This window comes from Streptomyces sp. NPDC088261 (genome assembly GCF_044740805.1).
Classification (GTDB): domain Bacteria; phylum Actinomycetota; class Actinomycetes; order Streptomycetales; family Streptomycetaceae; genus Streptomyces.
The window spans coordinates 409,624-428,219 of the sequence record NZ_JBIURL010000003.1; the positions used below are offsets into that span (position 1 = coordinate 409,624).

The 18,596-nt window shown below is 70.9% G+C and carries 14 protein-coding genes; 6 read left to right on the forward strand and 8 right to left on the reverse strand.

Annotated features, from left to right (window positions below):
• Nucleotides 1–97 precede the first annotated feature (97 nt).
• From ACIODU_RS08980 to ACIODU_RS08990, 3 genes are all read left to right on the forward strand, one after another.
• A complete protein-coding gene (locus ACIODU_RS08980; protein ID WP_401765593.1) occupies nucleotides 98–2,503 on the forward strand; it encodes a polysaccharide lyase 8 family protein in 2,406 nt (801 codons plus the stop codon).
• A gap of 166 nt (nucleotides 2,504–2,669) precedes the next feature.
• Nucleotides 2,670–4,253, forward strand: a complete 1,584-nt coding sequence (locus ACIODU_RS08985; protein ID WP_401765595.1) for an acyl-CoA carboxylase subunit beta — start codon at nucleotides 2,670–2,672, stop codon at nucleotides 4,251–4,253.
• A gap of 71 nt (nucleotides 4,254–4,324) precedes the next feature.
• Nucleotides 4,325–4,531, forward strand: coding sequence for an acyl-CoA carboxylase subunit epsilon (locus tag ACIODU_RS08990; RefSeq protein WP_356428416.1), 207 nt, complete (start codon nucleotides 4,325–4,327; stop codon nucleotides 4,529–4,531).
• Nucleotides 4,532–4,625: 94 nt separating this feature from the next.
• Here ACIODU_RS08990 and ACIODU_RS08995 read toward each other — a convergent pair whose 3' ends face one another.
• The 8 genes from ACIODU_RS08995 to ACIODU_RS09030 form a co-directional block, all read right to left on the reverse strand.
• Nucleotides 4,626–5,210 carry an ATP/GTP-binding protein gene (locus ACIODU_RS08995; RefSeq protein ID WP_167026571.1) on the reverse strand — a complete coding sequence of 195 codons (585 nt, stop codon included), beginning with the start codon at nucleotides 5,208–5,210 and terminating at the stop codon, nucleotides 4,626–4,628.
• Nucleotides 5,191–5,856 (reverse strand): DUF742 domain-containing protein, encoded by a 666-nt coding sequence (locus ACIODU_RS09000; protein ID WP_356428413.1) that lies wholly within the window; start codon nucleotides 5,854–5,856, stop codon nucleotides 5,191–5,193. The genes ACIODU_RS08995 and ACIODU_RS09000 overlap by 20 nt, the downstream gene beginning before the upstream one ends.
• Before the next feature lie 98 nt (nucleotides 5,857–5,954).
• Nucleotides 5,955–6,368, reverse strand: coding sequence for a roadblock/LC7 domain-containing protein (locus ACIODU_RS09005; protein ID WP_040028900.1), 414 nt, complete (start codon nucleotides 6,366–6,368; stop codon nucleotides 5,955–5,957).
• Nucleotides 6,369–6,378: 10 nt separating this feature from the next.
• A complete protein-coding gene (locus ACIODU_RS09010; RefSeq protein WP_401765598.1) occupies nucleotides 6,379–9,645 on the reverse strand; it encodes a nitrate- and nitrite sensing domain-containing protein in 3,267 nt (1,088 codons plus the stop codon).
• Between the two features lie 339 nt (nucleotides 9,646–9,984).
• Nucleotides 9,985–10,569, reverse strand: a complete 585-nt coding sequence (locus tag ACIODU_RS09015) for an ATP/GTP-binding protein (RefSeq protein WP_167026562.1) — start codon at nucleotides 10,567–10,569, stop codon at nucleotides 9,985–9,987.
• Complete coding sequence (locus ACIODU_RS09020) at nucleotides 10,550–10,957, reverse strand: DUF742 domain-containing protein (RefSeq protein WP_167026559.1); 408 nt, start codon at nucleotides 10,955–10,957, stop codon at nucleotides 10,550–10,552. The genes ACIODU_RS09015 and ACIODU_RS09020 overlap by 20 nt, the downstream gene beginning before the upstream one ends.
• A gap of 110 nt (nucleotides 10,958–11,067) precedes the next feature.
• Complete coding sequence (locus ACIODU_RS09025; RefSeq protein ID WP_030351794.1) at nucleotides 11,068–11,481, reverse strand: roadblock/LC7 domain-containing protein; 414 nt, start codon at nucleotides 11,479–11,481, stop codon at nucleotides 11,068–11,070.
• Nucleotides 11,482–11,490: 9 nt separating this feature from the next.
• Nucleotides 11,491–15,390 (reverse strand): nitrate- and nitrite sensing domain-containing protein, encoded by a 3,900-nt coding sequence (locus ACIODU_RS09030; RefSeq protein WP_401765602.1) that lies wholly within the window; start codon nucleotides 15,388–15,390, stop codon nucleotides 11,491–11,493.
• Between the two features lie 574 nt (nucleotides 15,391–15,964).
• Between ACIODU_RS09030 and ACIODU_RS09035 the strand changes: the two genes are divergently transcribed.
• The 3 genes from ACIODU_RS09035 (at nucleotide 15,965) to gltX (ending at nucleotide 18,549) form a co-directional block, all read left to right on the forward strand.
• Nucleotides 15,965–16,168: a hypothetical protein gene (locus ACIODU_RS09035; RefSeq protein ID WP_356428404.1), complete on the forward strand. Its 204-nt coding sequence runs from the start codon at nucleotides 15,965–15,967 to the stop codon at nucleotides 16,166–16,168.
• A gap of 133 nt (nucleotides 16,169–16,301) precedes the next feature.
• Entirely contained in the window at nucleotides 16,302–17,084 is a 783-nt protein-coding gene (locus tag ACIODU_RS09040; protein ID WP_356428401.1) for a fumarylacetoacetate hydrolase family protein, read from the forward strand.
• On the forward strand, nucleotides 17,077–18,549 hold the full coding sequence (gene gltX / locus ACIODU_RS09045; RefSeq protein WP_401765606.1) for a glutamate--tRNA ligase: 1,473 nt from the start codon (nucleotides 17,077–17,079) through the stop codon (nucleotides 18,547–18,549). Before ACIODU_RS09040 ends, gltX begins: the two co-directional genes overlap by 8 nt.
• Nucleotides 18,550–18,596 lie beyond the last annotated feature (47 nt).

The window sequence follows — 18,596 nt, forward strand, 5'->3', positions numbered from 1 at the left end:
CGTCGGCGGCGAGGGCGTCGCGCGCATCGGGGGCGTCGGCGCCCACTCCAGCCCGTCCGGCGATTGAGGACAACACGGCGCGTTCGCGGAGGTACGCATGACCTGGGGCCGGCGCCAGCTCCTCGCGGCCACCGCCACCACCCTCGCGCGCCCCGCGCACGCAACCGCCCCCGCCCCCCTTGACGGCCTCGACGGCCTCCGGCAACGATGGGCCGCCCTCCACCTCGGCACCGCGTACGACGCGAAGCAGGAGCCCTACGCCTCCCGCCTCACCCGCACCGGCACCCGCGCCGCCCACCACCAGAAGACCATCGCCCCCACCCCCACCTCCCTCTGGCCCGACCACCCCTTCGACCCACCCGCCGGCCTCACCGCCAGCTACGCCCGCCTCCTCACCATGGCCGAGGCCCACGCCCGCCCCCGCACCGGCCTCACCGGCGACCCCGCCCTCCTCGCCGCCGTCCTGCGCGGGCTCGACCACCTCGCCGCGACCGTCTACCACCCCGGCACCACGCCGTACGGCAACTGGTGGGAGTGGCGCATCGGCAGCCCCCGCCACCTCCTCGACATCGTCGCCGTGCTCCACGACCACCTCGGCGACCGAAGGCGCGCCGCCGCCTGCGCCGCCGTCGACCACTTCGTCCCCGACACCCTCCTCACCGACTACTCCGGCATCAGCACCGGCGCCAACCGCGTCGACCTCTGCCGCTCCGTCGCGCTGCGCGGCATCCTCGGCCGGGCGCCCGCGAAGATCGCCCTCGCCAGGGACGCCCTCTCGCCCGTCTTCCCGTACGTCACGAAGGGCGACGGCCTCCACGCCGACGGCTCGTTCGTCCAGCACACCTGGGTCGCCTACTCCGGTACGTACGGCCAGGTCCTCCTCGACGGACTCGGCCGGCTGTTCACCCTCCTCGACGGATCCCCCTGGGCCGTCACCGACCCGGACCGGCAGATCGTCCTCGACAGCGTGGAGCGGGCCTACGCGCCGCTGATCCTGGACGGTCTGATGATGGACAGCGTCAGCGGCCGCGCCGTCAGCCGCGGCCACCTCAAGGACGACGACCTCGGCGTCCTGCGAAGCGACCACTTCCACGGCCAGGCCCTCATCGCCACGATCCCGCTCCTCATGACCGTCGCGAGCCCCGCCGAACGCACCCGCTGGACCGCCCGGGCCAAAGGCTGGATCGAACGCTCCGCCGCCCCCGGTAGCCCCTCCCCGATCCTCACCGCCCCCCAGTTCGACGTCGCCGACCTCGCCCGCCTGCACGCCCTCGCGGACGCGGACGTCCCCGCCGCCCCCGAACCCGTCGGCCACACCCTCTTCCCCGGGATGGACCGGGCCGTCCACCGCCGCCCCGGCTGGACCGCCAACCTCGCCATGGCCTCCGCACGCATCGCCTCCTACGAATGCGGCAACGGCGAAAACCCGCGCGGCTGGCACACCGGCGCCGGAATGCTCTACTGGTGGACCCCCGGACCGGAAGAATCGGCCACAGACCGGCCCGACGCCGCCCGCCGCCCCAACGACCAGTACACCGACTGGTTCTGGCCCACCGTCGACCCCTACCGGCTCCCCGGCACCACTGTCTCCACCCGCCGCCTCCCCGACCGCGCCGGCGGCGAGTGGGGCGCGCCCCGGCCCGCCGTCCGCTGGGTCGGCGGCGTCACCGACGGGGAGTTCGCCTCCGTAGGACAGCACCTCAAAGGTCTCGGCTCGACGCTGGAGGCCCGCACCTCCTGGATCTTCGCCGCCGACACGGTCGTCTGCCTCGGCGCCGCCCTCACCTGCACCGACGGCGTCCCGGTCGAGACGGTGGTCGACAACCGCAACCTGGGGGAGCCCGGGACCGCGTCCGGGCGACACCCCTTCACCCTCGACCCCTCCTCCCGCCCCCGCTGGGCCCACCTCGCCGGCCACGGCGGCTGGGTCTTCCCCGGCGGCGCGGCTCCCGGCACCCTGCGGACCCTCGAAGAGGACCGCACCGGCTCCTGGCACGACATCAACACCACCAGCACCACCGAACGGCGCACCCGCCGCTACCGCACACTCTGGCTCGACCACGGCACCGACCCGGTCGCGGCCTCGTACCTCTACCTCCTGATGCCGGGCGCCTCCCGCCGTACCGTCGCGGCCCGCGCCGCCGACCCCCGCTGGCTGTCGCTCCTCGCCCAGACCGGCGACGTCCACGCCGTGGCGGTCCGCTCCCTCGGCCTGACCGCCGCGAACTTCTGGCGGGCCGGTACGGCGGGCCCGCTCACCGTGACCGCGCCCGCGAGCGTGCTCGTGCGGGAGCGGGGACGTACCGCCACGATCCATCTCAGTGAGCCGGTACGCTCCGGGCGGCCGGTGGAGATCGTCTGGGACCGGCCGGTACGGCGGGTCGTGGCGGCGGACCCGTCCGTGGCGGTGCTCGCGGCGGGGCGTACCGTACGGCTGCGGATCACCCCGGGGACACTCGGCGGCAGCCACCGCTGCGAGGTCACGCTGCGTGGACGTCCGTGATGACTCTTCGCCGACATCTATGGAAACCCTACAAGTACTAGGTGTTCCGAGCTATGAGGTCGCGCCCATTCGGGTCGCGTTCTGTCCAGCTCCACCAGGAATCGGGGCAGGAGACTGTGTGGAGTCTACGGAGCTATTTACCCCTCGGTGTTCGTAGGGTTGGAACATGACCGTAGTGGACGAGAAGCCGAGCGAGCCCGCCGACGCCCGAGGCCGGGTGGCCGAACTGCACGCCCTGCGCGAGCAGGCCCGCCGGGGGCCGAGCGACCGGGCCACCGAGGCCCAGCACGCCAAGGGCAAGCTGACCGCGCGTGAGCGGATCGACCTGCTGCTCGACGAGGGATCGTTCAAAGAGGTCGAGCAGCTGCGCAGGCACCGGGCGACCGGATTCGGCCTGGAGGCGAAGAAGCCCTACACGGACGGTGTGATCACCGGCTGGGGCACGGTCGACGGCCGTACGGTCTTCGTGTACGCGCACGACTTCCGGATCTTCGGCGGCGCGCTGGGCGAGGCCCACGCCACCAAGATCCACAAGATCATGGACATGGCCATCTCGGCCGGTGCCCCGCTGGTCTCCCTGAACGACGGCGCGGGCGCCCGTATCCAGGAGGGCGTCTCCGCGCTCGCCGGCTACGGCGGCATCTTCCAGCGCAACACCCGAGCGTCCGGCGTCATCCCGCAGATCAGCGTGATGCTCGGCCCGTGCGCGGGCGGCGCCGCCTACAGTCCCGCCCTCACGGACTTCGTCTTCATGGTCCGCGAGACCTCGCAGATGTTCATCACGGGCCCGGACGTGGTGAAGGCCGTCACGGGTGAGGAGATCACCCAGAACGGCCTCGGCGGCGCCGACGTGCACGCCGAGACCTCCGGCGTCGCGCACTTCGCGTACGACGACGAGGAGACGTGCATCGCCGAGGTGCGCTACCTCCTCTCGATGCTCCCGCAGAACAACCGCGAGAACCCGCCCACGGTCGACTCCGAGGACCCGGCGGACCGCCGGTCCGACGTCCTGCTGGACCTGGTCCCGGCCGACGGCAACCGCCCGTACGACATGCACAAGGTGATCGAGGAGCTCGTCGACGACGGCGACTTCCTGGAGATCCACGAGCGCTGGGCCCGCAACATCATCTGCGTGCTCGCCCGGATCGACGGACAGGTGGTCGGCATCGTCGCCAACCAGCCCCAGTCCCTCGCCGGCGTCCTGGACATCGAGGCGTCGGAAAAGGCCGCGCGATTCGTCCAGATGTGTGACGCCTTCAACATCCCGATCGTCACCCTCCTGGACGTACCGGGCTTCCTGCCCGGCGTCGACCAGGAGCACGGCGGGATCATCCGGCACGGCGCGAAACTGCTGTACGCGTACTGCAACGCGACCGTGCCCCGGATCTCCCTCATCCTGCGCAAGGCGTACGGCGGTGCTTACATCGTCATGGACTCCCAGTCCATCGGCGCCGACCTCACCTACGCCTGGCCGACCAACGAGATCGCGGTGATGGGCGCCGAGGGTGCCGCCAACGTCATCTTCCGCAAGCAGATCGCCGAGGCCGAGGACCCCGAGGCCATGCGCGCGCGCATGGTCAAGGAGTACAAGGCGGAGCTGATGCATCCCTACTACGCCGCGGAGCGCGGCCTGGTCGACGACGTCATCGACCCGGCGGAGACCCGCGAGGTGCTCGCGAGCGCCCTCGCGATGCTCCGCACCAAGCACGCCGACCTGCCGTCGCGCAAGCACGGCAATCCCCCGCAGTAGAAGCCCCCGCACCAGCCCCGGCACTGGCCCCCGCGGTCAGCCCTCGCGGTGAGAAGACGGAGACCGACCCCATGAGTGAGCCCACCAACGATTCCCTGCTGCGCGTCGAGAAGGGTCAGGCCGACCCCGAGGAACTCGCCGCGATCACCGCGGTCCTGATGGCCCGCGCCGCCTCCCGCTCGGAGGCCCCGGCCGTCGGCCGCGGCCGCTCCACCGCGGGCTGGCGCCGCCTGGAGCGCAGCTCCGGCTTCCGCGCCCCGCACAGCTGGCAGGGCTGACCCGCCCCGCCCCACCCGCGCGCACGTACGAACGACAGCGGCCCCCGCACTCATCGAGTGCGGGGGCCGCGGTGCGTGACCAGTGGGGTGTGGTTTAGCGCAGTCGTGCCATGAGTGCGTGTTCGACGAGGGTGATGAGGCCGCTTTTGGCGTCGGCGCGGTGGCGGGCGTCGGTGGTGATGATGGGGGTGTCGGGTCCGATCTGGAGTGCTTCGCGTACTTCGTCGGGGGTGTAGGGCTGGTGTCCGTCGAAGCCGTTGAGGGCGATGACGAAGGGGAGTCCTGAGTTTTCGAAGTAGTCGACGGCGGGGAAGCAGTCGGCGAGGCGGCGGGTGTCGACGAGGACGACGGCGCCGATGGCGCCGCGGACGAGGTCGTCCCACATGAACCAGAAGCGGTCCTGTCCGGGGGTGCCGAAGAGGTAGAGGATGAGGTCTTGGTCGAGGGTGATGCGGCCGAAGTCCATGGCCACGGTGGTGGTGGTCTTGTCTCCGGTGTGGGTGAGGTCGTCGATGCCGGCTGACGCGGACGTCATGACGGCTTCGGTACGCAGCGGGTTGATCTCCGAGACGGCGCCGACGAACGTGGTCTTGCCCACGCCGAAGCCGCCCGCCACCACGATCTTCGCGCTGGTGGTTGAGCGGGCTGCTCCTCCGCCGCTAGAGCTTCCGAAGTCCACTGAGCACCCTTTCGAGCAGTGTCACGTCTGGCTGACCGCCGGCGGTCTCGTCGCCGCCGGGCTGATGGATGGCGACAAGTCCGGCCTCCGCCAGGTCGGCTACGAGGATCCGGGCGACGCCGAGGGGAATGGAGAGAAGGGCCGAGATCTCGGCGACCGACTTGATCTCGAAACACAGCTGGCAGATCCGCTGGTGCTCGGGCAACTGCCCTTGCAGCCGGGACGGATCGGCCGTCGTACTGACCAGCGCCTCGATGGCGAGCTGGTATCGCGGGCGGGTCCGTCCGCCGGTCATGGCGTACGGGCGCACCAACGGGTTGTGGGTGTCCCTGGACGGGTCGGGCGCGGCGGAGCGCCGGGGCTGTTGCTGCACCGGCTGGATACGGGGCGTCCGGGGCTGGTTGTACTGGTGGTGCGGCGGGTAGGGCTGTTGTTGACCGCCCGGTCCGCCGTAACCGCCGCCCTGACCGCCCTGACCTCCCTGGTTTCCCAGGCCTCCCTGACCGCCAGGATTCCCCTGACCGGCCTGTCGGCCCTGATCGCCCTGACCGCTCGGCGTGGACGGGAAGTTGAAGCGGTTCCGGGCCTGCTCTCCCGTGGGCTGCCGGACACCGTCATAGGGATGTCCGCCTGGGGGTGTAGCCACGTTTCCTCCTCCGACTGCCGGTCGCCGGTCCTTTGGTGTGCCTGTGGAGCCGCGCGCCACCGCACCCTATGGTGCGGTGGCGAGAACTGCACTGTCTGTCAGTTGAGCAGACTTCCCTGGAGTTCGGCGCGGAGGTCCGGTGTGAGGACCGTACCGGCGCGATCGACCAACAGGGCCATCTCGTACCCCACCAGGCCGATGTCGGCCTCGGGGTGGGCGAGCACGGCCAGCGAGGAGCCGTCCGAGATGGACATCAGGAAGAGGAAGCCGCGCTCCATCTCCACGACGGTCTGGTTGACGGCGCCCCCCTCGAAGATCCGGGACGCCCCCGCGGTCAGCGAGGTCAGCCCGGACGCCACGGCCGCGAGCTGATCGGCCCGGTCGCGGGGGAAACCGTCGGACATGGCGAGCAGGAGTCCGTCGGCGGAGACCACCACCGTGTGGGACACCCCGGGGGTGTTGTCCACAAAGTTGGTGATCAACCAGTTCAGATTCTGCGCCGCCTGGCTCATCGGGCTCACACTAACGCTCCTGGTTGTAGGTACTGCCCGGGCCGTGGCCCGGTCCGTTCGTGTCCGCTCCTGCGTTGCGTCCCCGCAGGACCCCGCGCCGCAGGTTGCTCAACCTGCCGCGCACGTCCTCCGGAGCACGGGAGACCTGGGGGCCGCCCTGCGGGGTGCTCTCCGCCGCTCCCTCGACCAGATTGGCCTTGGGCACCCGGCGGGGAAGACCGGACGGGGTGACCCCGCCCGCCTTCGGCTCGCGGAGCTTCTCGGCCCGCTGCCAGCGATCGTCGTTCTTGGAACGCCAGTCCTCGGTGTCCGCCGTCCCGGTGTCCAACTCGCCGCCGGCCGGGGGAGTCCGGCCCGGCTGTCCGTCGTTCTGACCGGTGGGCTGCCACTCCTGGGCCTGCCGGCCACCACCCCGGCGCGGCAGTCCCGCGCCGGTCAGCGCGTGACTGGTGCTCGGAGAGGGACCCGGACGGTCGAAGCCTACGCGGTCGGCGGGGATCTCGGGTGCGACCTGTGAAGATTCCGGTTCCGCGGGGGCCACCGGGGGGTAGGCCGCCTGGTAACCGCCCTGATCGCCCCACTCACCCTGGTGGGGTTGGGCGCCGAAACCGTTCTGGTACGGGACGTCACCGCTCGGCAGGTCCGGGTAGCCGGCCTCCGCATAGGCGGGCGCCGGGGTCTCCGGATATCCGTCGGGCGTCCCGTAGGGCTCGGGCGCGCGGTACTGCTCGTACCCGGCGGGAGCGTACCCGTCCGCGGCCGGCGCCTCCCCCGTCCCCGGCTGCGGGGCGAAGTCCGGGGCGTACGGGGCCTCCTGGGGCGCGTAGGCGGCCTCGGAGCCCTCCCGGTACTGCCCGTCGACCTGGTCGCTGAAGAGCGGTCCCTCGGGGCTCTCAGGGCCGCCCAGCGCCGCGCGCCGTTCCTCGCGCCGCAGGGTGCGGTTGACGGGGTCGAGCCGGCGGCTGTCCCGGGCGGGGCCCGGCTCCTCGGCCGGCGTCTCGTACTTCGAGTCGTCGAAGCCGAGTTCGGCCGCCGTCAGCATGGGCGCCGTGGGGAAGGAGCGCACCTCGGCGGGCGGTTCCTGGTCCGGGATGATCTGGGAGACCGTGAAGTCGTCGGCCTGGGCGGCCGGTTCGCCGCCCCCGCCGTGTGTGATCGCGTCGGGGAGCATCACCAGCGACGTCGTACCCGCCTGCTCGCCCGAGGGGCGCAGCTGGACCCGGATGCCGTGCCGGTCGGCCAGCCGGCCGACCACGAACAGGCCCATGCGCTGGGAGACGGCGGCGTCCACGGTCGGCGGGTTGGCCAGCTTGTGGTTGATGTCCGCGAAGTCCTCGGCGGTCAGGCCGATGCCCTTGTCGTGGATCTCGACCATCACCCGGCCGTCGGGCAGCCGCGTGGCGGTCACCCGGACCTTGGTCTGCGGCGAGGAGAACGTGGTGGCGTTCTCCAGCAGCTCGGCGAGCAGGTGCACGAGGTCGGTGACGGCCTGGCCGTGGATCTCGGTCTCGGGGACGCCGGTGAGTTCGATACGGGCGTACGACTCGACCTCCGAGGAGGCGGCGCGCAGCACGTCCACCAGGGGCACCGGCTGGTTCCACCGGCGGCCCGGCTCCTCACCGGCGAGGACCAGCAGGTTCTCGCCGTTGCGGCGCATGCGGGTGGCCAGGTGGTCGAGCCTGAAGAGGCTCTCCAGCTGGTCCGGGTCGCCCTCGTTGTTCTCCAGGTCCGTGATGAGGGTCAGCTGGCCCTCGATCAGGGACTGGTTGCGGCGGGAGAGGTTCGTGAAGATCGCATTGACGTTTCCGCGGAGCATGGCCTGCTCGGCGGCGAGCCTGACCGCCTCGCGGTGGACCTGGTCGAAGGCGCGGGCGACCTCGCCGATCTCGTCGCGCGAGTCGATCGGGATGGGCTGGACGCGGGTGTCGACACGGCCCGGTTCGGTACGGGACAGCTGGTCGACCAGCATCGGCAGCCGCTGCTCGGCGATGGAGAACGCCGCCGTGCGCAGCTCGCGCATCGAGCGGCTCATCTGGCGGGCCATCATCCCGGCCAGGATGAAGGCGATGAGCAGGGCGATCACGACGATGGCGCCGTTGGTGATCGCGTCGTTCCTGGCGTTGGTGGAGATCTGCGCGGCGTCCGCGACGGCCTTGTCGACGAGTTCCTTCTCGACCACGGTGTAGCCGTCGAACTTGGCGGTGGCGGCGGCCATCCACACGTCCGGGGTGACCCCCCGCGCCGCGAGCTGCTCGGGGGTGGCGCCGGTGGCGATCGCGGCGACCATGCCGTCGAAGACGGACCCCTCCTGGCTGGGGGGCGGGGTGAAGTCCTGGCCCGCGGCGGCGGCCTGCTGGCCGGCGGCGGCGAGCTTCTTCGCCCCCTCGGCGGCCTTCTGCTTCATGACCTGCTGGAGCCGGACGGTGTCCGCGGCGGTGCCGCCGGAGACGTACTCCGCGACGGAGACGCTCTCCAGATAGGCGTACGACGAGAAGGCGATGGTCTGCCCGCCCCTGACCTGGTCCTTCTGGCTCGGCCTGACGAGCAGGTGCATGCCGATCGAGCGCTGGAGCGACTCGGCGGCCTTGGCGAGCTGGAGGGCGTAGACCGTACGGCCGTAGCTGGTGATGTTGCCGGTGCCGAGGCCCAGCTCGTTGGCGAACTCCATGAGGGAGTGCTGGACCAGCACGTATCCCTCTTCGGTCGCCACGGGGCCGCCGTTGTTGCCGGTCTTGTCCGGGGTCTCCACCGCCGCGGTGTAGGCGGTCTTGCGGATGGCCGCCAGCTTGGGCTCTTCCCCGCGGAAGATGCTGAGGCGGCGTTCGAGGCCCTGCTTGGCGGGCATGTCCCGGACCGCGACGTCGAACTTCTTCTTCGCCGCGTCGGTGGCCGCCCTGGTCCGTACGACGATCTGCGCGTCGCGCTTGTTCGTCAGCAGGGGCTGCGCGGTGAGGTCGCGCTCGTTGAGGAGGGCCTGGCCGTACTCGGAGGCGGCGCGCACGATGAGCGCCGTCTTCTCCGCGTCCTGGGCCTCCTGCCAGGTGTCGATCGACCCCTTGACCTGGAAGCCGCCCATCACCAGTCCGACCAGGACCGGGATCAGCAGAATGGCGTTCAGCCGGGTGGCCACACGCCAGTTGCGCGGCGAGAGCCGGCTGGAGCTGCCGGGCGCGGAGGGCGCGCCGGCCGGGTCCGCGGACGGCGCCGCCGACCGCGGTGGCGGGGTGAAGTTGCCCCGCGTGTGTTGCTCCGCGGAGCTCGCCTTGCTTCGCCTCACTCGACCAACAACCTCTCGGCGCCGGCACCTACGCTGTGCCGTTTCTCGTTCAGGGCCGTACAAACTCGGGAGTCGCCGAATTCCAGCACGGGGAGGGGTCCCACTCCAAACAGTGGGAATCGGCCGTTCCGAGTGATCCACGCCTCAAATAAAAGGGGCATAAAGGCCGAGCGGGAACAAAAAGGGGAGGTCGTGTGAGCGCAGTGATACCAGTTGAGTGCGTCGGGTGTCCGCAGCCCGTGAATTCTCTGTCTAAACGTTATGAAGGGCGAGGCGGGCCGTGTCGGACGACACAGCCCGCACTCTGCGCGGACTACAGCAACTGCCGTAGCCGTCCGTCTACTTGAGTCGTGCCATGAGTGCGTGTTCGACGAGGGTGATGAGGCCGCTTTTGGCGTCGGCGCGGTGGCGGGCGTCGGTGGTGATGATGGGGGTGTCGGGTCCGATCTGGAGTGCTTCGCGTACTTCGTCGGGGGTGTAGGGCTGGTGTCCGTCGAAGCCGTTGAGGGCGATGACGAAGGGGAGTCCTGAGTTTTCGAAGTAGTCGACGGCGGGGAAGCAGTCGGCGAGGCGGCGGGTGTCGACGAGGACGACGGCGCCGATGGCGCCGCGGACGAGGTCGTCCCACATGAACCAGAAGCGGTCCTGTCCGGGGGTGCCGAAGAGGTAGAGGATGAGGTCTTGGTCGAGGGTGATGCGGCCGAAGTCCATGGCCACGGTGGTGGTGGTCTTGTCTCCGGTGTGGGTGAGGTCGTCGATGCCGGCTGACGCGGACGTCATGACGGCTTCGGTACGCAGCGGGTTGATCTCCGAGACGGCGCCGACGAACGTGGTCTTGCCCACGCCGAAGCCGCCCGCCACCACGATCTTCGCGCTGGTGGTTGAGCGGGCTGCTCCTCCGCCGCTAGAGCTTCCGAAGTCCACTGAGCACCCTTTCGAGCAGTGTCACATCCGGCGCGCCGCCGGCCTCTCCGTTGCCCGGCTGGTGGATGGCCACCATGCCGGCTTCCGCCAGGTCCGCCACGAGGATCCGCGCGACGCCGAGCGGCATCGTCAGCAGGGCCGACACCTCAGCCACCGACTTGACCTCACGGCAGAGGTGGCAGATCCGCTGGTGCTCGGGGAGCAGCGTGGCGAGATGAGCGGGGTCTGCTGTCGTACTGACCAGCGCCTCGATGGCGAGCTGGTACCGCGGCCGGGTCCGTCCGCCGGTCATGGCGTACGGGCGTACCAGCGGCTGATCGCCCTCAGGTCCGTACGACGCGTCGACTGAGGCGCCGTACGGATCGTGAGAGGCGGGTGGCGGGGTCATGAATCCTCCGGGCGTGACAGCAAGATGTCTGCGTGCCGTCTGACTTGGCCGGTGGGGGGCCGGTTGGGCGGCCTGACGGTGTTGGAGCTGGTGGCGGCGGTGCCGAAGCCTCAGTGCAACAGACTTCCTTGGAGCTCGGCGCGCAGGTCCGGCGTGAGGACCGTACCGGCGCGGTCGACCAGGAGGGCCATCTCGTACCCCACCAGGCCGATGTCGCACTCGGGGTGGGCGAGCACGGCCAGCGAGGAACCGTCGGAGACGGACATCAGGAAGAGGAAGCCGCGCTCCATCTCCACCACGGTCTGGTTGACCGGGCCGCCTTCGAAGATCCGGGACGCCCCCGCGGTCAGCGAGGTCAGCCCGGACGCCACGGCCGCGAGCTGGTCGGCTCGGTCGCGGGGGAAGCCCTCGGACATGGCCAGCAGAAGTCCGTCCGCGGAGACCACCACCGTGTGGGACACCCCAGGGGTGTTGTCCACGAAGTTGGTGATCAACCAGTTCAGATTCTGAGCGGCCTGACTCATCGGACTCAACTAACGCTCCTGCTGGTGAGAGGGGCCGAGGTTGAAGCTGTTGTTCGCCGGACCGGCTGTGCCCGCCTGACGACCCTGCTGAATACCCCGGCGTAGATTGGTCAGTCGGCCGCGTACGTCTGCCGGCGCACGCGAAACCTGCGGACCGGCCGTGTTGTTCTGTTCCTGCGCGGTACCGGGCACCAGGTTGGCACGCGGCACCCGGCGGGGCAGACCTGAAGTGGTGATACCGCCCGCCTGGGGCTTCTTGACCCGTTCGGCCTGGCGTACCAGCTCGTCGTTGGGCGACGTGCGCCAGGAGGACGTGGCACTGGAACCGTTGGCCCCCGAGCCGTTGGCGGCCGGGCTGTTCGCGCCGGCACCGTTGGTGCCGAACCCGTTGCCGCTCGGCGCGCCCGCGCCCATCAGACCGGCACCGGGCTCACGCTGCGGCATCGGGTCACGCCGGGGCGCCGGCGGCAGCGGGGCCGGAGCCTGCTGCGAAGCGCCCTGCGCCGGGGGCTGCTGGGGCGGCTGCTGCTGTCCGCCCGGCTGCTGACCGTGGAACCAGTTGGTCTCCAGGTTGTCGAACAGCGGGGTACGGCCGTCGCCGGGACCGGCCGGCGGCAGCGCCTCGTGCTGGGGCTGCGGCGGCAGGCTGGGCTGGCGCGGGGCGCCGTAACCCGGTCCGTCCTGACCGTTGCGGCCGCTGGCCGGCTGACCGTACGGGTCGAACTGCCCGGGGCCGCGGCCCTGCGCGCCCGGCGCCGCGGACGGAGCCGGGGGGCGCGGGGCGTTGAAGTCCTGCTGCGGGGCGTAGTTCGGCGGCGCGGCGTAGTTCTGCTGCTGGCCGTTGCCGTAACCCTGCTGCTGGTAGCCGCCCTGCTGGGCGCTGTAGTCGGGCTGGTAGCCGCTCGGCGGGGGCGCGTTGAAGTCCGGCCGGGGGAACTGGGCGGTGGCGGCGGCATCTTGCTGGCTCTGCTGGCCCTGCTGCTGCCCCCCGCCCCGCTGGCCGCTGTCGGCCCCGGGACGCGGCGCGTCGAAGTCGGGCCGGGGGAACTCCGCGGTGCCGGGACCCTGCTGGGAGACCTGGGGCCGGGCGTACTGGCCGGTGTTCTCGTGCTCCTCGTGACCGCGCGGGGCGTCCTGCCCGGGCTGCTGCCCGGTGCCCCAGCTGGTGGTCTCGGGGCGCTGCTGGCGGTTCTGCGGCTGCGGGTTGCCGCCCGGCAGCTCGGCGCGCGGACCGCCCGGGGGCGGCAGCTGCCGGCTGCGCTCCGGTACGCCGCCCTGCTGGAAGGCGTTCTGGGCGTGGCCGCTGAAGCCGTTCTGGCCCTGCTGTCCGTGGGACGCGCCGGGACCGTCGTTACGGCCCTGGCCCTGGCCCGGGTTCTGACCCTGGCCCTGGCCCGCGAACGCGTTCTGACCGCCGAAGACGCTGTTCTGACCGGTCTGGCCCGTCTGGCCCGCGCCCTGGCGCTGCGGGTTCTGGGGCGTTCCGTTCCCGCCCTGCTGGCCGCCCGGTCCACCCTGTCCGCCGTCCCGGCCGGGCAGTGCGGCACGCGGGCTCGCACCGGCGCCGACCTGGCCGCGCGGGGTGCCCGCGGCGATCCGGCCGGGCGGGGGCGATCCGGGGCCCGCGGTGAGACCGGGGGCGGGCGCTCCGCCGGGACCGGCGGTGAGGCCGGGACCCGCGGGCGGCCGGCCGGCCACCGGGGCCTGGCCGTTCTGGCCGCCGATGTTCATCCCGGGCTTGCCGACCGGGCCCTTCTTGCCGCCGTGGGCGACGTCGACCGGCAGCATGACCAGCGCGGTCGTACCACCCGAGTCGGAGGGGCGCAGCTGGATCCGGATGCCGTGGCGCAGGGACAGCCGGCCGACCACGAACAGACCCATGCGGCGCGAGACCGAGACGTCCACGGTGGGCGGCGACGCGAGCCGCTCGTTGATCGCCGCGAGGTCCTCGGGGGAGAGGCCGATGCCGGTGTCGTGGATCTCGACCAGCACCCGGCCGTCGGGCAGCGCGTGACCGGTGACCCGGACCTTCGTCTGCGGCGAGGAGAACGACGTCGCGTTCTCCAGCAGCTCGGCGAGGAGGTGCACGAGGTCGTTGACGACCCGTCCGGCGACCTCGGTCGCGGGGACCGAGGCCAGTTCGATGCGCTCGTACTGCTCCACCTCGGAGGCGGCGGCACGGAGCACGTCGACCAGGGGCACGGGCCGGGTCCAGCGACGGCCCGGCTCCTCGCCCGCGAGGACGAGGAGGTTCTCACCGTTACGGCGCATACGGGTCGCGAGGTGGTCCAGCTTGAACAGCGAGGACAGCTGGTCCGGGTCGGCCTCGCGGGACTCCAGCTCGGAGATGAGCGAGAGCTGACGCTGGATGAGGCCCTGGCTGCGGCGCGAGAGGTTGGTGAACATCGCGTTGACGTTGCCCCGCAGGAGGGCCTGCTCGGCGGCGAGGCGGACGGCCTCGCGGTGCACGTCGTCGAAGGCCGCGGCGACCTGGCCGATCTCGTCCCTGGAGTGCACACCGACCGACTCGACGGAGGTGTCGACGTCCTGCGGGTCCGACTCGGAGAGCGCCTTGACCAGTTCGGGCAGGCGGTCCTGGGCGACCCGGGTGGCGGTGTCCTGGAGGCGGCGCAGCGAGCGGATCATCGCGCGGGCCACCACGAAGGCGCCGACGAGCGAGACCCCGAGGACGAGGAGGATCAGCGCGGCGTTGATGTACGCGTCGCGCTGGGCCTGGTCGCGCAGTTCGCGGGCCTTGCCCTCCATCTCGCCCAGCAGCGTGGCCTCGATGGTCTTCATCGCGTTGATACGGGTCGAGGCCTGGTCGGTCCAGTCCAGGTACGAGCGGTGGGGCTCGTTCTTCAGGCCGTCCGGCTGTCCGAGGACCCGGTCCGCGTACTTCTCGGCGGCCTGGATCTCGGGGTTTCCCTGGCCGTTGAGCGGTGCGGTCAGCTCTTCGGCGTTGCCGCCCATCGACTCGTACAGCGAGTTGAAGGACGTGAGGGAGTTCTTCTCCTTGGTGAGCGCGTTCTGACCGTAGAGACGGTCGTTCTCGCTCAGATCGCCGTCCTTCTTCGGGTCGGCGGGGAGCGCGGCGGCGATGATGGCCCGCTGGATGGACGCGTACTCCTTGGCGGACGAGAACGCGGCCAGGGCGCGGGTCCGCTTGATCATGTCCGGGTTGCTGGTCGCCTGCGCCATGTCCTGCGAGAGGCTCAGCAGGGACTCGATCAGTCCGCTGTACGCGTCGACCGTGAGGGAGTCGGCGCCCTTGGACTGGTAGGCGCCCTGGCGGATCTTGTTGATCTGGTTGACCTGCGTGGCGATCTGGTTGACGTTGGAGCGGATGGACTCCAGCGCCTGGTCGCCGTCGGTGTTGCCGATGTCGACGGTGGCGTCGAGGAAGGCCTTCTTCGCCCGGTCCGTCTTCGTACGGCGGTCCTGGACCTTGAAGTCCGAAGCGGTCGCGCCGTTGGTGAGAGGACCCGCCGACTCGTCCCGCTCGGCCTGGAGCTGGGCCGCGAGGTTGGTCGCTTCCTTGGTCATCTTCGTCAGCAGCTGCATGTGCTCCAGCTGCTGGATCTCGTTCAGCGACTCGTTGATCCGCAGCCCGCCCAGGGTGGTCGCCGCGACCACCGGGAGGGTCAGCAGAGCGACCAGGCGGGTACTGATGCGCCAGTTCCGCAGAAGTATTCGTGAGCCGGCGTCGGTCGGCCCCACGGGTTTGGGCGCGGCCGTCCTGCCGTCGCCGACCGGTGCCGCCCCGGGGCGCGCGGCACGGGGGCCGCTCTCGCCCGTCGGTGCCTGGCCCGGGTTCTGGGTGTGCTGGGGCGAGGCACCGCGGTCGGTTCCGCTGCGGGGCTCCTGCTCCGCCGCAGCGCTGCTATCCCTCTTGAAACGTCCCTGCACTAGCGTCGCAACCTCTGGACCAGGCGTCCCACCGCGAAACGGCAGGACGGTGTCGGCGTCGTGGGGCGCAGAACGCTCCCCATGGTGGTCTTGAGTGACCGGCGCTTTACCCCTTCCCCACCGCCACGCGGCGCTGCGATGCGCCCCTGCGCGCCGGCTTGAAACCCGCGGCGGTGGGGGGAATTCCAGCACAGTGCAGGATCTCCAACAAGGGCCGCGTACCGGCCTGTGACCTGTATGACACCGTGTGAGCAGCATGTCACAAGCCGTAGAAAGGGTTCATGGAGGAAAGGGGGCGATTGCTGACAGGCTGCTTACGGGTGGGGGGTGTCTGAGTCCGGATGATCAGGAGCGGAATGAAACGTTCAGTAGCGCAATGTCCGTTTCGGTGATCTTGAGACCCCGCCCGGAATGCCCCCAATGCCCGCCCCGTCGTGAGCAAACTCACATGGAGATCGCGGAGAGATCCCCGTTCCGCCGGGGAATCGCCTGTTTAGCCTGACGTTCTGCACGGCCGGCACATCCGACAACCGGCGCTCCGGCGCCCGATCACGCGACAGGGTCCGACACACAGATGAAGACGACGAAGCTGTTCCGCACCACCGCCAACCCCCGGCGCACCACGCTGGCGCACCTGAAGGACGCGGGGGAACTTGTACCCACGGAGCGCCCGGAACATTCCGTCACTCTGCCGAACCGCACGGCCAACCCCCGCCGCACGATTTTGATGGACGCCCCGGCGCCGTACAAGGTTCCCGACGCGGAACCCGCCCAGTAGCGGGGTACGGCCCCGGCCCCGGCGGCACCCGGCGGCCCCGGCGGTCGCACGCGAGCGCGCCACCCCGCACCGGCTAGCCTGGAGTGTCAGTCTCCAGCAGGCCAGCAAGTGACAGTGAGGGGCGACAGCACCCGTGCGCATCGCCAGATTCTCCATCGACGGCAATGTCGCCTTCGGCGCGGTCGAGGGCGACGGCGGCGACCCCGCCGGCCTCGTCCTCGACATCATCAGGGGCATTCCGTACACCGATTTCGAGCTCTCCGGCACCAAGGTGCCGCTGAGCAAGGTGCGGCTCCTGCCGCCGGTGCTCCCCAACAAGGTCGTGGCCATCGGCCGCAACTACGCGGAGCACGCGGCGGAGCTCGGCAACGAGGTCCCCGAGGTGCCGGTGGCGTTCTTCAAGCCCACCACCTCCGTGATCGGCTCGGGCGACGCCATCGAATACCCCTCCTTCTCGAACGACGTGCACTACGAGGCCGAACTGGCCGTCGTGATCGGCCGGTTGTGCCGTGAGGTCCCGCGCGAGCGCGTCAAGGACGTCATCTTCGGCTACACCTGCGCCAACGACGTCACCGCCCGGGACACGCAGAAAACCGAGAAGCAGTGGGCCCGCGCCAAGGGCTTCGACACCTCGTGCCCGCTCGGCCCCTGGGTGGAGACCGAACTGGACCCCTCGGACCTCACGGTCCAGTGCACGGTCAACGGTGAACAGCGCCAGCTCGGCCGTACGAGCGAGATGGTCCGCTCCATCGAGGACCTGATCGTCCACATCACCGAGGCCATGACACTGCTCCCCGGAGACGTCATCCTCACGGGCACCCCCGCCGGGGTCGGCCCCCTCAGCGTCGGCGACGAGGTCGCCGTCTCCATCGAAGGCATCGGCACTCTCACCAACAGGGTGATCAAGCGTGGTTAACGGCCCCGTCCGTGTTCGTTTCTGTCCGTCCCCGACCGGCAACCCGCACGTGGGCCTGGTCCGCACCGCCCTCTTCAACTGGGCCTACGCCCGCCACACCGGCGGCACCCTGGTCCTGCGCATCGAGGACACCGACGCGGCGCGCGACTCCGAGGAGTCGTACGAACAGCTGCTCGACTCGCTGCGCTGGCTCGGGCTCGACTGGGACGAGGGCCCGGAGGTCGGCGGCCCGCACGCGCCGTACCGCCAGTCGCAGCGGATGGACCTCTACCGCGACATCGCGGACCAGCTGCTGGCCGCGGGGAACGCGTACCCCTGCTACTGCACCACCGAGGAGCTGGACGAGCGCCGCGCGGCGGCCCGTGCGGCGGGCAAGCCGTCCGGGTACGACGGCCACTGCCGGGACCTGAGCGCGGAGCGGAAGGCGGCGTACGAGGCCGAGGGCCGCACGCACATCGTCCGCTTCCGGATGCCCGACGAGCCGATCACCTTCACGGACCTGGTCCGCGGCGAGCTGACCTTCACCCCGGAGAACGTCCCGGACTACGGCATCGTCCGCGCCAACGGCGCCCCCCTCTACACGCTCGTCAACCCGGTCGACGACGCGCTGATGGACATCACGCACGTCCTGCGCGGCGAGGACCTGCTGTCGTCCACCCCGCGCCAGATCGCCCTCTACCAGGCGCTGACCGCGCTGGGCGTGGCGAAGGGCGTCCCGGCGTTCGGACACCTCCCGTACGTGATGGGGGAGGGCAACAAGAAGCTCTCCAAGCGCGACCCGCAGTCCTCCCTCAACCTCTACCGCGAGCGCGGCTTCCTGCCCGAGGGGCTGCTCAACTACCTCTCGCTGCTGGGCTGGTCGCTCGCCCCGGACCGCGACATCTTCTCCATGGACGAGATGGTCGCCGCGTTCGACATCGCGGACGTCAACGCCAACCCGGCGCGCTTCGACCTCAAGAAGGCCGAGGCGGTCAACGCGGACCACATCAGGCTGCTGGACGTGAAGACGTTCACCGAGGCCTGCGGTCCCTGGCTGCGCGCGCCGCACGCGCCGTGGGCCCCCGAGTCCTTCGACGCGGCGGCCTTCGAGGAGCTGGCGCCGCTGGCCCAGACCCGGCTCACGGTCCTCTCGGACATCACGGCCAACGTCGACTTCCTCTTCCTGGACGAGCCGGCGGAGGACCAGGCGTCCTGGGAGAAGGCGATGAAGCCGGGCGCGGACGCGCTGCTGGCCACCGCCCGTACGAAGATCGCCGACTCGGAGTGGACCGCCGAGGCGCTCAAGAACGCGGTCCTCGCGGCCGGCGAGGAGCACGGCCTCAAGCTGGGCAAGGCGCAGGCGCCGGTCCGGGTCGCGGTCACCGGCCGTACGGTCGGGCTGCCGCTCTTCGAGTCGCTGGAGCTGCTGGGCCGCGAGCGGACGCTGGCCCGGATCGACGCGGCACTGGCCAAGCTGGCGGCCTGACCGTCTCCTGGCGGGCCGGACGGGCTTCCGGGCCCGTCCGGCTCCCC

Coding starts and splice junctions, on each gene's coding strand:
- ACIODU_RS08980 (WP_401765593.1), top strand. CDS start 98: ATGACCTGGGGCCGGCGCCAGCTCCTCGCGGCCACCGCCACCACCCTC.
- ACIODU_RS08985 (WP_401765595.1), top strand. CDS start 2,670: ATGACCGTAGTGGACGAGAAGCCGAGCGAGCCCGCCGACGCCCGAGGC.
- ACIODU_RS08990 (WP_356428416.1), top strand. CDS start 4,325: ATGAGTGAGCCCACCAACGATTCCCTGCTGCGCGTCGAGAAGGGTCAG.
- ACIODU_RS09005 (WP_040028900.1), bottom strand. CDS start 6,368: ATGAGCCAGGCGGCGCAGAATCTGAACTGGTTGATCACCAACTTTGTG.
- ACIODU_RS09020 (WP_167026559.1), bottom strand. CDS start 10,957: ATGACCCCGCCACCCGCCTCTCACGATCCGTACGGCGCCTCAGTCGAC.
- ACIODU_RS09025 (WP_030351794.1), bottom strand. CDS start 11,481: ATGAGTCAGGCCGCTCAGAATCTGAACTGGTTGATCACCAACTTCGTG.
- ACIODU_RS09035 (WP_356428404.1), top strand. CDS start 15,965: ATGAAGACGACGAAGCTGTTCCGCACCACCGCCAACCCCCGGCGCACC.